The 13,445-nt window shown below is 45.2% G+C and carries 9 protein-coding genes; 5 read left to right on the top strand and 4 right to left on the bottom strand.

Annotated elements, in window-relative coordinates; genetic code table 11:
- The first annotated feature begins 83 nt into the window (after window positions 1-83).
- Window positions 84-1,466 carry an L-serine ammonia-lyase gene (locus IE103_RS12725; RefSeq protein ID WP_189346513.1) on the top strand — a complete coding sequence of 461 codons (1,383 nt, stop codon included), beginning with the start codon at window positions 84-86 and terminating at the stop codon, window positions 1,464-1,466.
- A 30-nt stretch (window positions 1,467-1,496) separates the two neighbouring features.
- Here the strand turns inward: IE103_RS12725 and IE103_RS12720 are convergent, their stop codons facing one another.
- The 3 genes from IE103_RS12720 to IE103_RS12710 all read right to left on the bottom strand — a co-directional run bounded on the left by IE103_RS12720 (window position 1,497) and on the right by IE103_RS12710 (window position 5,368).
- Window positions 1,497-3,344, bottom strand: coding sequence for a sensor histidine kinase (locus IE103_RS12720; RefSeq protein ID WP_189346512.1), 1,848 nt, complete (start codon window positions 3,342-3,344; stop codon window positions 1,497-1,499).
- A 143-nt stretch (window positions 3,345-3,487) separates the two neighbouring features.
- A complete protein-coding gene (locus tag IE103_RS12715; RefSeq protein WP_189346511.1) occupies window positions 3,488-4,309 on the bottom strand; it encodes a LytR/AlgR family response regulator transcription factor in 822 nt (273 codons plus the stop codon).
- Between the two features lie 21 nt (window positions 4,310-4,330).
- Window positions 4,331-5,368 carry a sensor histidine kinase gene (locus IE103_RS12710; RefSeq protein WP_189346510.1) on the bottom strand — a complete coding sequence of 346 codons (1,038 nt, stop codon included), beginning with the start codon at window positions 5,366-5,368 and terminating at the stop codon, window positions 4,331-4,333.
- 343 nt (window positions 5,369-5,711) lie between these two features.
- On the opposite strand from IE103_RS12710, the gene argH reads away from it, so the two are divergent.
- From argH to IE103_RS12690, 4 genes are all read left to right on the top strand, one after another.
- Window positions 5,712-7,112, top strand: a complete 1,401-nt coding sequence (gene argH / locus IE103_RS12705; RefSeq protein WP_189346509.1) for an argininosuccinate lyase — start codon at window positions 5,712-5,714, stop codon at window positions 7,110-7,112.
- A 282-nt stretch (window positions 7,113-7,394) separates the two neighbouring features.
- Entirely contained in the window at window positions 7,395-8,009 is a 615-nt protein-coding gene (locus IE103_RS12700) for a TRAP transporter small permease subunit (protein ID WP_189346508.1), read from the top strand.
- The gene (locus IE103_RS12695) at window positions 8,009-9,676 is read left to right on the top strand and encodes a TRAP transporter large permease (protein WP_189346507.1); all 1,668 of its coding nucleotides are present in this window, start codon (window positions 8,009-8,011) and stop codon (window positions 9,674-9,676) included. The genes IE103_RS12700 and IE103_RS12695 overlap by 1 nt, the downstream gene beginning before the upstream one ends.
- A 111-nt stretch (window positions 9,677-9,787) precedes the next feature.
- Entirely contained in the window at window positions 9,788-12,247 is a 2,460-nt protein-coding gene (locus IE103_RS12690) for a glycosyltransferase (RefSeq protein WP_189346506.1), read from the top strand.
- A 70-nt stretch (window positions 12,248-12,317) separates the two neighbouring features.
- Here the strand turns inward: IE103_RS12690 and IE103_RS12685 are convergent, their stop codons facing one another.
- Window positions 12,318-13,406 (bottom strand): TRAP transporter substrate-binding protein, encoded by a 1,089-nt coding sequence (locus tag IE103_RS12685; protein ID WP_189346505.1) that lies wholly within the window; start codon window positions 13,404-13,406, stop codon window positions 12,318-12,320.
- Window positions 13,407-13,445: the final 39 nt, after the last annotated feature.

The raw sequence follows: 13,445 nt of genomic DNA, 5'->3' as shown, positions 1-13,445 counted from the left end.
GGCGTCATGTGTATTGTTCTAATTAGAGATCGTTTTATCGATAAAAGCTTGACTACTATGGTCTCAAAATAAGGAATATTGGCATGGATATGCGTGTGTTTGATCTGTTTAAAATTGGTGTTGGTCCATCGAGTTCTCATACTGTTGGACCGATGATTGCAGCGCGTCGTTTTTTGCTGGAATGTCCAAATTTAGATCAGGCACGCAAAGTGCAAGTGGCCTTATATGGTTCACTTGCATTAACAGGCTTGGGGCATGCCACTGACAAAGCTGTATTACTTGGTTTAATGGGAGAAACACCGCAAGACGTCGCTCCCGATACCGTCGAAGACAAACTAGCTGAACTCGCCCAATCAGGCGTCATGCACTTATTGGGACAAGTCAAAGTCGATTTCGATATTCTGGACGATGTACTGTGGCATAAAAAAGAAGTATTGCCAGGTCACCCAAACGGATTAAGCTTCACTCTCACCCGCCAAGATGGTGCCACCCATAGTCAAACTTTCTATTCAACTGGCGGCGGCTTCATCTACACCGAAGAAGAACTGAATAACAACGCGAACGCAGTGATCACGCCATCGGTGAGTGTTCCCTATCCATTTGGCACCATGGCTGAATTACTGGCGCATGGTAAAGCAACTGGATTATCGTTGGCAGCTTTATTGCGTGCAAACGAACTGAGTCATTGCAGCGAAGCCGAGCTAGATGCAGGCCTAGACAAAATCTGGGATGTGATGAACTCTTGCATAGAACGCGGCTTAAAAATCACTGGCGAGTTACCAGGTGGCTTGCATGTACAACGTCGCGCCGCCAAACTCTGGCTCACCGCCAATGAAACCCACAATAGTTTGCCGCACGATGGCATGCATAAAGTGAGTTTGTATGCGATGGCGGTAAATGAAGAAAATGCCGCTGGCGGTCGTGTCGTCACTGCACCAACCAATGGTGCAGCAGGGATTATTCCTGCCATCATCAAATACTATTCTCAAGATTGTCACCCCAGCGATCCCGTCAAAGGCATACGTGATTTCATGTTAGTTGCCGCGGCAATCGGTATGCTGTGTAAGAAAAACGCCTCGATCTCTGGAGCTGAAATCGGCTGTCAGGGTGAAGTCGGTGTAGCCTGCGCCATGGCAGCAGCAGGCTTGACAGCGGCGCTAGGCGGTAGCAATGAACAAATCGAATCAGCTGCTGAAATCGGCATTGAGCATCATCTGGGCATGACTTGTGACCCGATTGGTGGCTTGGTACAAATTCCTTGCATCGAACGCAATGGCATGGGCGCAGTGAAAGCGATTACAGCGGCATCACTTGCCTTAAAGAGTGACGGCACGCATCATGTCAGTCTCGATCAAGTCATCGAAACCATGCGCGTTACTGGCTATGATATGCAAGCTAAATACAAAGAAACATCCTTGGGCGGGTTAGCGATTCACGTGGTCACCGTCAATCACGCGGCTTGCTAAGCTATCGGTGTTTCCATTTTGATAGAAGGCCTAATTTGCTAAATTAACCGCCGGCTCCACGCTGGCGGTGAGCGGAATTTCTATCGTAAACGTTGTGCCCTTCCCAAGCTCACTTGTCACCTCGATTCGCCCTCCCAACATCGCGGTGACAATATTGTAGGCAATGCTTAATCCCAAACCAGAACCGCCCTGCCCTAATTTCGTCGTGAAAAACGGATCAAATATTTTCAGCAAGTTCTGCTCACTAATACCCACGCCATCATCTTGAAAAAGGATACGTACCCAATTTTTCGGCAACAAATCTGCTTGCAACAAGATCCGTCCGTTCTGTCGCCCCTCAAATCCGTGACGCAGAGCATTGTTGGTAAGATTCATCAACACTTGCTCTAAAGGGCCAGGAAAACTATCAAGCAAGATACCCTCAGGCACTTGATTGATGAACTGATGCGAGGTCTTACGCAAAGTTGGACTTAAGGTCACAACCACTTCTCGTGCAACATCGTGCAAATTAAAACGTCGTCTTTGCTCACTGGTTTGGTCGACTGCAACTTGCTTAAAACTATTAATTAAGTCGGCAGTTCTACTTAGGTTGCGATTCAAAATATCTGCGGAGTCATGTAGGTGCAATAAAAATTGATTGAGATGCGAACGCGACAGCCCTCCATCTAAGCCAGCTTCAAACTGTGCACGTTGATCTTGCAACGCGCTAGCCACCATCAAGGCATTTCCAACGGGAGTATTGAGTTCATGCGCGATACCAGCCACCATCGATCCCAAAGAGGCTAATTTCTCTGACTGTACTAGTTCACTTTGAGTACGCTTTAAAGATTGCAGTGCTTCACTTAATTCTGTCGTTCTCGTATCTACACGCTGCTCTAACTCCACGTTCAAAACATGCTGTGCTTGTTCGGCTGCTAAGCGATCTGTTTGATCCAAGAAAGATGCCACAAATCGCCAGCCGCCAGACAACTCAAAAGTCGCTGTGCTCACCAGAAAATTTCGTAATTCGCCGCTCGCTAATCGCATCATCACTGGATAACCAATCACGCCTTTACCTAGTGTTTGGCGCGCAATGATCTTACGCTGATCCTCACTTTCAAAAATACGCAAGCTATCAATTGATTGGTGCAACAATCGCTCACGAGTATATCCAAAATCACTTATGAACGCATGATTCACGTCGATCAATTGACCATCAATATTTCCAGAAATCGAGGGCAAAGGATTAGATAAAAATAGCGCAGAAAACGAGGCTTCAGAGCGACTTAATTCCTGCGCTTTCAGATCTAAGGATGCCGCCAATTCATGCACTCGTGTGAATTCATGACGCAAGGCCCAAACGCCGACCAAACCGAGTAGTAAAGCGATAATCAAGACGCCGATCAAAATTAATAATCGTGCCAACAAGTTTGGTTCAAGGGGAACAATTACACCGTTCTGAATCAATAAATAATAAGCAACGCAAGCTAAACAAGCGCTCGCCGTCATCGATATCGCATGGCGTACTGATAAAGCCCAACTCGCCGCCATAATTGAAATCGGCACACAGACAATGCCAGGCGCATTAAAACCAAAGGTACGGAAGCCAAACACGATAGGAATCAGTGCAAAACCCCAAAGTATCAAGATCAGCGCAAACTTCACTCGCTGGCGTCGCAATAAATGTATTACCAATGCAGAAATGACGACGCCGATAATCGCGCCCCAATTACCGATCCCCTTACCAAAATACAGATTTGCAAAGAATGCAGCGACACACGCAAAGAACGCTGTAATAGCGATGCCATAAAGAAGCTGAATGCCAACTTCATTAATTTGAATTCGGTCTCGACCTTCTTGCACGTGCACGACATCCACTGGATCGATATTCGCTTGCATGTTTTGCCTCGCTAGAAACAACTCGTTCACGATACTACCCAACGCGATTTAGCTTGCGTCCGCTAAACCCAGACAATGTGTCAACTTCTATATCGAGTCACCGCACTGACAGGTCACCAATGAATCAGCAAAGGTACTTCTAATCATCGCACCAAGGTTTTAATCAGAGGCCATTGTCGACGCGAAATCGGCAAACGCTCATCGGAACCACGTACAATGACCTGCCAACTATCGACGACTTTTTCTGATTCGTTTTTATCTCCATCTACATCTGTTTCGCTAATATGCACCGCCCGTTCAACGCCAAGAATTGCGTTTCTAGCGACCAATGCATTTCTATGCGCACGTACAAATACCTCGCCCAATTCAGCTTCAATGGATACCAAAGATTCCTCGGTCAAGTAAGCACGAGACGAAGTTTGTATCGTCACATACTTCTGCTCCGCTTTCAAAAACAAAACCTCTCGAACTGGGATCAGTAGCACCCGATTTTTTTCTAGTACAGAGAAATTTTGTCGACGCTTTGGGATAGTTTTCAGCGATTCACGTAACTTCTCTTGCTGCATCTGTGCGCTATTTTGCTGTCGAAATGCGTGAATGCGAATCAAGGCATCCTGTAGCCTTGCAGCTTTCACCGGTTTCAACAAATAGTCCATCGCATGTACTTCAAATGCCTGCAATGCATATTCATCATAGGCTGTGACAAATACGATAGAAGGACGCACGCTTAGCTCTGCATCAGCGATGTGCTGCGCTAACTCAATGCCTGTCATACCGGGCATTTGAACGTCAAGTAAGACAACGTCGGGTTGTTGTTCCACAATCAAATCGAGTGCAGCTTGCCCGTCTTCAGCCTCGGCCAGCAATTCGCATTGGCAATGCTCTTGGATATCGCCAATCAAGGTTTTCATGCGCGCTCTGGCGGGAGCTTCATCATCCACAATCAAAATACGTAGAGAAGTCATCGTCACTCAATTAAGTCGAGATTAAGTTTTATCGGGAAAAATCAATTGCACCACAAACTGATCTTCAGTTTGACTGGTTTGTAACTGTGCCTCAATATCGTACAGCAGCTTCAAACGCTGTCGTATATTGTCCAATGCCATGTGATTGCCTTTCGAAGGCAGCGCATGAGGATCATAATTGTTTATCACTTTGACTTCAATTTTATCCAAGCTTTTTTGAATCGAAATAGACACAGGTGACATTTGTTTGGCTGGCTCTACACCATAATGAATCGCATTCTCTAGCAGTGGTTGTAACAACAAGGCCGGTATCTTTGTCGTACCAAGCGCATCCTGCTGAAGGTCTTGAAGTTGCCAATCGACTTGAAGTCGTTCACCCAGTCGAATTTTTTCAATTGCCAAATACTGCTGACACAGGGTAATTTCATCTGCCAACGTCGACATATTTCTGGTGTCACGCAGCAAAGCGCGAAACAGATCAGCCAAATCTTCTAAAGCGGTCTCGGCGCGACGAGGCTCGGTACGGATTAGGGATAACACCGCGTTTAAACTATTAAATAAAAAATGCGGGCGAATTCGCGCTTGCAAGGCTTGCAAACGTGCTTCACCGAGCGCTGGTGAAAACGCCTTCGTACGCAATTCAAAATAATGTTGATATCCCAGTCCAATCAAAAAACAAAACATAACCGACAGCAGCATGTCCAAATTCGGAAAACTATAGGCAAACCACTCAAGATCGCCCAGAATAAAGATCACCACATAACAAACTAAAGCTGGCACAGTGCCGCACACGATTCTTTGCATCCAGGCTGACGCAGGTTCGCGCTCTAGCACGCGCCGAAAGCCACACAAGAACAGCAAAGAGAGTAGACAAATCGACTCCACCAACATCGAGGTTTCGACAAATTCTTGAAAACTCTGCGCCCATCCCTGCCCTCGTGCTAATAGCACTACGAACACCAGCAAATTGGCGGATACCAAAACACGAACAAGAATGCCTAAATTGCAGCAATCGGGAATCAATAACTCCGTTGCTTGTTCCTCTTTTTTTATTTTCATTGATGTAGGGGCTTATTTAAGATGACTTTAATCACAAATAGATAAGATGTGATGCGTGTGATTACTATGTAATTCAGCGCGCTTAAGAGAATATGCCGCAAAATCGAAAAGCCGAGCTTGTCTCGCGGTATAATCCTCACTGGTTTTTACAGAACAAACGATAGAAGCCCCAGAGCTGCATCAAATGTTGGTCGAATGCCCCACTTCTATTCGGGATGATCAAACAAAGTCACTCAAAGCGACACAATCGCCTTTAATGTGAACTAGCTTCACCAATCTGATCGCACAGCCAACTTCCATACGTTTTTTGTCGCTTCACTATTTATCTTAATTTACAGCCACTATGACATCACAATTTTCCAAAAAAAGCGAGGCTTGGTCAGCACGCTTCTCTGAACCTGTCTCCGATTTGGTGAAACGCTACACCGCTTCCGTATTTTTTGATAATCGTATGGCGACTGTTGATATTCAAGGTTCGCTCGCCCATGCGGAGATGTTACAAGCGCAACAAATCATCAGCGCCCAAGACTATGCCGATATTCAACGAGGTATGGCGCAAATTAGTGCTGAGATTGAATCTGGCCAATTCACGTGGTTGCTCGATTTAGAAGATGTACATTTAAATATCGAAAAACGTTTAACTGAATTGGTGGGCGATGCTGGCAAGCGCTTGCACACAGGGCGCTCACGCAACGATCAAGTTGCTACCGATATTCGTTTATACATGCGTAATGCGATTGATAACATCATTGAGCTAATTGCGGCCTTGCGTTTGGCATTATTGGATTTAGCTGAAAAACACAGCGATACGATCTTGCCTGGATTCACCCACATGCAAGTCGCGCAACCAATTACTTTTGGTCATCATATTTTGGCTTATGTCGAAATGTTCGGGCGCGATGCTGAACGGATGGCGGATTGCCGCAAACGTGTCAATCGTCTACCTTTGGGTGCTGCAGCATTGGCAGGTACCACATTCCCGATTGATCGTTTGCGTGTCGCACGTACTTTAGGTTTTGACGATGTTTGCCATAACTCCTTAGATGCGGTATCAGATCGTGATTTCGCAATTGAGTTTTGTGCGGCAGCATCTCTAGTGATGACGCACATTTCACGCATGTCTGAGGAACTCATTATCTGGATGAGTCCACGTGTTGGCTTTATTGATATCGCTGATCGCTTCTGTACCGGTTCCTCCATCATGCCGCAAAAGAAAAACCCCGATGTACCTGAGCTCGCGCGTGGTAAAACGGGACGTGTGAACGGCAATCTAATCGCTTTGCTCACTTTGATGAAAGGCCAACCTTTGGCCTATAACAAAGATAATCAAGAAGATAAAGAACCTTTATTTGATACCGTCGATACCCTGGTTGATACTTTGCGTATTTTTGCCGATATGGCAAGCGGCATTACCGTCAAACCTGAAGCGATGCGCGCTGCCGCTTTACAAGGATACGCAACAGCAACCGACTTGGCCGACTACTTAGTGAAAAAAGGGCTGCCTTTCCGTGATGCACACGAAGCGGTTGCGCTGGCAGTTCGCACCTGCGTTGATAAAGGCTGTGATTTGAGCGACATGCCACTGGCGGAATTACAAAGCTTTAGTCATTTAATCGAAGCCGATGTGTTTGATGTACTGACTTTAGATGGCTCGGTCGCCGCACGTGATCATATTGGTGGCACTGCGCCGAATCAAGTTAGATTGGCGATAGCGCGCCTACGTAAACAGTTGAATGCAAATTGACCCAATAAAGTAAATCACACAGAAATTTATATTTAATTAAATCGATAATAAATAAGATCAGAGCGGCTTACTGTGTGTTTTTAATCCACGGACAATCAAATCCATAACTAGCCGCTCACATATTCATTTATCATAGCAAATAATTGCTTAAATAATAAAACGTCATCACATCTTGATTGCAATAGTTGCAGCAAGATCTGATGACGTTTTACTGTAGTACAAAAATACAGAATCTGAACGTATCAAAGTACAAATCAGAGTATAAAAATGAGGAGACCAAACATGCGATTTTTACTTGCACTATCGCGCAAAATAGATCTTGCCAACGACAAAATAGGCAGCCTACTTAGCTGGGCATTGTTAGCAGCCGTACTCATTTGCGCAGGCAATGCTATCGTCCGTTACAGCTTCAATCACAGTTCGAACGGCTGGATGGAATTGCAATGGTATCTCTACTCTGCCGTATTCCTGCTCGCGGCCCCCTACACTTTGCGTCGTAATGAACATGTGCGAATTGATGTGATCGCAGGAAAGTTCTCAAAACGTACCCAAGTCTGGCTCGATCTATTCGGCTTTGTATTTTTTCTCATGCCTATGGCTGGCTTGATTCTCTATTTAGGTATTCCCTACGCGATCAATGCGTATACGCGTCAAGAAATGTCGAGTAATGCTGGTGGTTTGATTGAATGGCCAGCGAAGATCCTCATTCCTCTAGGATTTGCGCTATTAGTACTGCAAGGCGTATCTGAAATCATCAAACGCATCGGTTATCTACGTGGCGAAGTCGAAGCAAGCGCCTTCGACAAGCAAGTAAAAACACCACAAGAAGAAATTGATGCTATCAAATTAGCCAATCGCGACAAACTGCGAAATACAGCAACCGGAGAACCATCATAATGGAAGCATTTTTGATCGCTAATCTGGCGCCAATTATGTTTGCGGCGCTGGTCATCTTTTTATTATCAGGTTTCCCCGTTGCTTTCGCACTCGCGGCAAATGGCCTATTTTTTGGTTTAGTTGGGATTGAGCTAGGCCTACTCAAACCCGAACTCTTACAAGCTTTACCCAATCGTATCTACGGCATCATGTCGAACGACACCTTGCTTGCGATCCCATTTTTCACCTTTATGGGGCTGGTTCTGGAACGATCAGGCATGGCGGAAGATTTGCTCGACACCATAGGACAATTATTCGGCCCCTTACGTGGTGGTGTCGCCTATGCGGTGATTTTTGTCGGTGCTCTGCTTGCAGCTACCACCGGTGTGGTCGCCGCCTCTGTCATATCAATGGGCTTAATTTCATTACCAATCATGCTCAAATATGGCTACGACGCAAAAGTCGCTTCTGGCGTGATCGCTGCCTCGGGTACCTTGGCACAAATTATTCCGCCATCCTTGGTATTGATCGTCATGGCAGATCAATTGGGTAGATCGGTTGGCGATATGTATCAAGCTGCTTTCTTGCCTGGCCTACTACTCACCATGATGTATGCGGGCTATATTTTGATGTTGTCCCTATTCCGCCCCAAATGGGTTCCAGCCTTACCGGCTGAAGCACGCAACTTGCGTCAGCCAAATGGAAATAGTGGTGTGCCATCTTTACTTGTACTGATCGTCATCAGCGGTCTCGCAGCCTATGCATTTAGCCGCTACTATCAAAATCTGTACCCTGAAATCGCCAAAGATGCCTTGGGAATTTATGCCGGATGTGTAGGAATTGGCATCGCTTTTGTCTTAGCTTTAATTAATCGAAAACTCAAAATCGGCTTGCTATCTCGCATGGCAGAACAAGTCACTTTTGTTTTAATCCCGCCATTGGCATTGATATTCTTGGTGCTAGGCACGATTTTTTTAGGCATTGCAACGCCTACTGAAGGCGGCGGCATGGGCGCACTAGGCGCAATCATTTTGGCATTAATGAATGGGCGTTTAAACTGGAAACTGACGAAACAAGCGCTTGATTCCACCTCACGCTTATCCAGCTTCGTGATGTTTATTTTGATTGGATCAACCGTATTTGCACTGGTGTTTCGCGGCATCAATGGTGACATTTGGGTAGAACATCTATTGACTAGTCTACCCGGCGGTCAAATCGGTTTCTTAATTGCAGTGAACATTCTATTTTTCGTATTGGCTTTCTTTCTCGATTTCTTTGAGCTCGCCTTTATTTTGGTTCCGCTAGTAGCACCAGTTGCCGAAAAATTGGGGATCAATCTCATTTGGTTTGGCGTGCTGTTAGGCGTGAATATGCAAACCTCTTTCATGCACCCACCATTTGGCTTTGCCCTGTTTTACTTACGCTCAGTTGCACCAAAAATCGTTAAAACCAGTGATATTTACTGGGGTGCGATTCCATTTGTGGTTGCACAGATCATCATGGTCGGATTGATTATCGCGTTTCCCAACCTTGTCTCCGTCGATAGCCAAGAGGCGAAGAAGGAAGAAATTCAGCTAGATATAACGCCCCCTGTAGATGACATGCCAGCACCTTCGTTTGATTTACCTAAAGAAAGCGGTATGGATGAAATGCGCGATACCCAAACATCTCCAGCACATAGCTTGTAGACTACAAAAAATGATGAGACAGTCAAAAACCGTATAACTAATTTTAAAAATACAAAAAAATAAAATTAGTATTTTTAAACCTGAATTTATCTGTACATACTCAACTACCCAATGAAAAAGCAAGCCATCATCACTATCGTTTCAAATAACTATCTACACTTTGCCCGTAGTCTAATGCAAAGTGTCGCAATACATCATCCGCATGCGGAACGCTACTGCGTCATTGTCGATACTGATTTATCATATGCCTCGGAGTTAAAAGAAGAGTTCACTACGCTGGCCATGTCGCAATTAAACTTGCCATTCGGTGATGAATTTGCATTCCAATACACCATTTTGGAATTGAATACAGCGGTCAAACCTTGGGCCTTAGAACACCTGCTCGACGCTGGTTACGAAGAGGTTTTGTATATTGATCCCGATATCTATCTTTACAGTCCCTTGACCGAAATTAGCGACTTGCTTTCCTGCGGGACTAGCATCATTCTGACGCCGCATTTATTAGCACCGATGACGGACGATAAAAATCCGACTGAACTACAAATACGCAATGCGGGCACCTACAATTTGGGATTCTGCGCGATCAGCAATCAAGCGATAACGCGTCATTTTCTGCATTGGTGGCAAGGAAAATTAGAACGTGACTGTGTCGTTGATTTCAGTCGTGGCATTTTTGTGGATCAAAGTTGGATGGACTTGGTTCCAACTCTATTTGAGCAAGTGAACATTTTGCGTCACCATGGTTATAACGTCGCCTATTGGAATCTGGCACAAAGAGATGTGACAAAAAATACGGATGGAACACTGTCGGTCAATGGCGAGCGTTTGGTGTTCTTCCACTTTAGTGGTCTAAATCCTTCCAATCCACAAGCTTTTTCCAAACATCAGAATCGCTACACGCTGGACAATATGAATCCATTAGTCACCCGTTTGGCGATGGAATATAGTGAAACTGTACGTAATAATGGCATAGAAAAATATCGCAACCTACCTTATGGCTTTGGCTTCTTTCAAGATGGACGACCTATTCCAGAGAAGACACGTACTTACTTCCGCGAAAATGAAGCTTTCAGAAACGCTTTAAAACAAAGACCCTTTGCACAAACAATCGATACCACTGTTGCCGACAATCCTGAAACAAATGCTCGTATAGAAAAAATTTACGATTACTTTTTATGGCGCAAACCAGAGGCAGATGCGCTAAAACGCTATCGCCAAATCGTAGGAACCACACGCGGCTACTATCGTTTATTGTTGGGTGTTGCGCTTTCGCCTGAAAGTAGAAAGCAACCACGTTGGATACGTCGCGTCTTATTCTGGCCACTTTGGCGCCTGCTACAAAATATCTTAGGGAGAACAGATTCCCTAGCGATAGCAAAAAAACCGCCAGTAACTGTAAGCAGTAATCTCAATACTGCCACAAAACAAGTAACCGAAATCCAGCGCAAACCGATTACCACTTGCGGCATCAATTTAATTGGCTATATCGCGGCTGAGTTAGGTGTAGGTGAAGCCGCTCGTTCTTTAGCTCGCGCATGCTCAGCGGTTAATGTCCCCTACTCGGTGATTGATGTTGGCTTTCAATCTTCTAATTTACAGCGAGACACACAGGCTTTGAAAAATGCATCTAAAGAGCATTTTGAAATCGACTTACTGTACGTGAACGCAGATCAAACTGAGAACACGTTCAAGCACTTACAAAGTTTAGATCATAAGAGCAGCTACAAAATTGGCTTCTGGCATTGGGAACAACCTCAAATCCCAGCCGCGCATATTGCCGCATTTGCCGGATTGAATGAAGTTTGGGTCCCATCACAATTTGTACGTGATGCTGTGGCTGAAGTATCTCCAGTACCGGTCATGGTCTTCCCACATGCATTGCAATTTGAACCGTCGCCAGATGTACGGCGCAGCAGTTTTGGTCTGCCTGAGAACAAAGTACTCGCTCTAGTAATGTATGATTTTCATTCTTATCAGCACCGCAAAAACCCGAAAGCAGCCATTGCAGCCTTCCGTCTTGCTACCCAAGGCCGTGATGATGCAGTCTTGGTTGTTAAAACGATCAATCGCGATAAACATCCTGAAGCATCGCAAGAACTCAGCGATTATTTGAGCGATTTACCTAATACCGTCATGATCGACGACTTTTTGACGCGTCAACAAACTTGGGACCTACAATCTTGCTGCGATATTCTGATTTCTTTACATCGCGCAGAAGGCTTTGGCTTGGCTCCTGCAGAAATGATGTACTTAGGAAAAGCCGTAGTTGCCACGGGTTGGTCTGCCAATATGGACTTCATGACTGAAAAAAATTCTATGCCAGTCAAATTCCAACTTAAACCATTGGAAAAGACTATTGGCGCGTATCCCGCAGGCCCCTTATGGGCAGAGGCGGACATAGAACACGCTGCTAGTTGTATTCAACGACTATTGGATAAACCTGAATTACGTGAGCAATTAGGCCAGCAAGCAATGTTAGATATACGGCACTCATTGCATCCAGATACTGTAGGACGCGCTATCGCAAATCGCCTACACAGAATTATTGATTGGCACAATCGCCAAGTTTGACCCAATTTTGCAATAAAAAAACGCTCGCTAAACAGAAAATTTAGCGAGCGTTTTTTTATTTGAAACTATTTTATTTCAACTTACGCATCATATTAAATCGTGCAAAAGTTTGTTCCGCCACATTAAACCATTGACTTTGATTGTGACGGAAAGCCATCCAATCCACATACACTTTATTAAACTTCGGATTTTTAGCCGCCTCTTCGGTGAAAGTCTCTTGCGCAGCATTAAAACAGGCTTCCATCACTGACTGCGGGAAAGGTTTTAAGATCGTTTTATTTTGCATCAGCCGCGCCAACGCAGACGGATTCCGCGCATCATACTTGGCCTGCATTTGTACATGTGCTTCTAAGCTGGCGGTTTCAATCGCCGCCTGATACAGCTTGGGTAATTTATCCCATTCTTTTTTACCGACATAGAAAGACAATTGCGCACCGCCTTCCCACCAGCCCGGATAGTGATAAACCTTTGCTACCTTGTTAAAGCCGAGTTTTTCATCGTCGTAGGGGCCTACCCACTCAGCGGCGTCGATTGTGCCTTTTTCTAGCGAGGTGTAAATCTCACCACCAGCCACCTGCACGGGCACCACGCCCAACTTCGCTAATACTTTACCAGCGAAGCCACCCACACGAAATTTTAAGCCCTTTAAATCTTCAACGCTTTTCACTTCTTTACGAAACCAACCACCCATTTGAGTACCGGTATTTCCACCCAAAAAATTAACGACGTTATGCTCGGCAAAGAACTCACGCATCAACTTCATGCCATTTCCCTGCAACATCCATGCTGTTTGTTGACGTGAATTGAGGCCAAATGGCACTGCACAGTCGAAAGCAAATGTCGCATCTTTACCGTAATAATAGTAGGAGGCTGTATGCCCCATTTCTACGGTTCCATCTTTGACAGCATCCAATACCGCATTAAAAGGCACCAGTTCGGGCGCCGCATATGGACGAATAGTAAATTTACCGTCCGTTAATTCCTTTACGCGATTACAAAATGTTTCTGCAGCTCCATAGATCGTGTCTAAGTTTTTCGGAAAACTTGAAGCTAAACGCCAAGTTAAGGTTGGCAATGCATCCGCAGCCAAACTTGGTGCTGCCACACTAGCGGCAGTTGCGCCTACAGCTGCTTTTTTCAAAAACGAACGACGTTCCATGCGATCTCCATTTTTATTGGTGTAAAGAGTGAGTCAAAC

The organism is Affinundibacterium macrobrachii (assembly GCF_014652415.1).
GTDB classification, from domain to species: Bacteria; Pseudomonadota; Gammaproteobacteria; order Burkholderiales; family Burkholderiaceae_D; genus Undibacterium; species Undibacterium macrobrachii.
The sequence above is the reverse complement of the archived record's forward strand: the minus strand, read 5'-3'. Positions and strand labels throughout refer to the sequence as shown.

What these genes read in the sequence shown, in the direction of transcription:
- IE103_RS12690 (WP_189346506.1), top strand. Translation starts at nt 9,788, where the DNA reads ATGAAAAAGCAAGCCATCATCACTATCGTTTCAAATAACTATCTACAC.
- IE103_RS12725 (WP_189346513.1), top strand. Translation starts at nt 84, where the DNA reads ATGGATATGCGTGTGTTTGATCTGTTTAAAATTGGTGTTGGTCCATCG.
- IE103_RS12695 (WP_189346507.1), top strand. Translation starts at nt 8,009, where the DNA reads ATGGAAGCATTTTTGATCGCTAATCTGGCGCCAATTATGTTTGCGGCG.
- IE103_RS12720 (WP_189346512.1), bottom strand. Translation starts at nt 3,344, where the DNA reads ATGCAAGCGAATATCGATCCAGTGGATGTCGTGCACGTGCAAGAAGGT.
- IE103_RS12715 (WP_189346511.1), bottom strand. Translation starts at nt 4,309, where the DNA reads ATGACTTCTCTACGTATTTTGATTGTGGATGATGAAGCTCCCGCCAGA.
- argH (WP_189346509.1), top strand. Translation starts at nt 5,712, where the DNA reads ATGACATCACAATTTTCCAAAAAAAGCGAGGCTTGGTCAGCACGCTTC.
- IE103_RS12710 (WP_189346510.1), bottom strand. Translation starts at nt 5,368, where the DNA reads ATGAAAATAAAAAAAGAGGAACAAGCAACGGAGTTATTGATTCCCGAT.
- IE103_RS12685 (WP_189346505.1), bottom strand. Translation starts at nt 13,406, where the DNA reads ATGGAACGTCGTTCGTTTTTGAAAAAAGCAGCTGTAGGCGCAACTGCC.
- IE103_RS12700 (WP_189346508.1), top strand. Translation starts at nt 7,395, where the DNA reads ATGCGATTTTTACTTGCACTATCGCGCAAAATAGATCTTGCCAACGAC.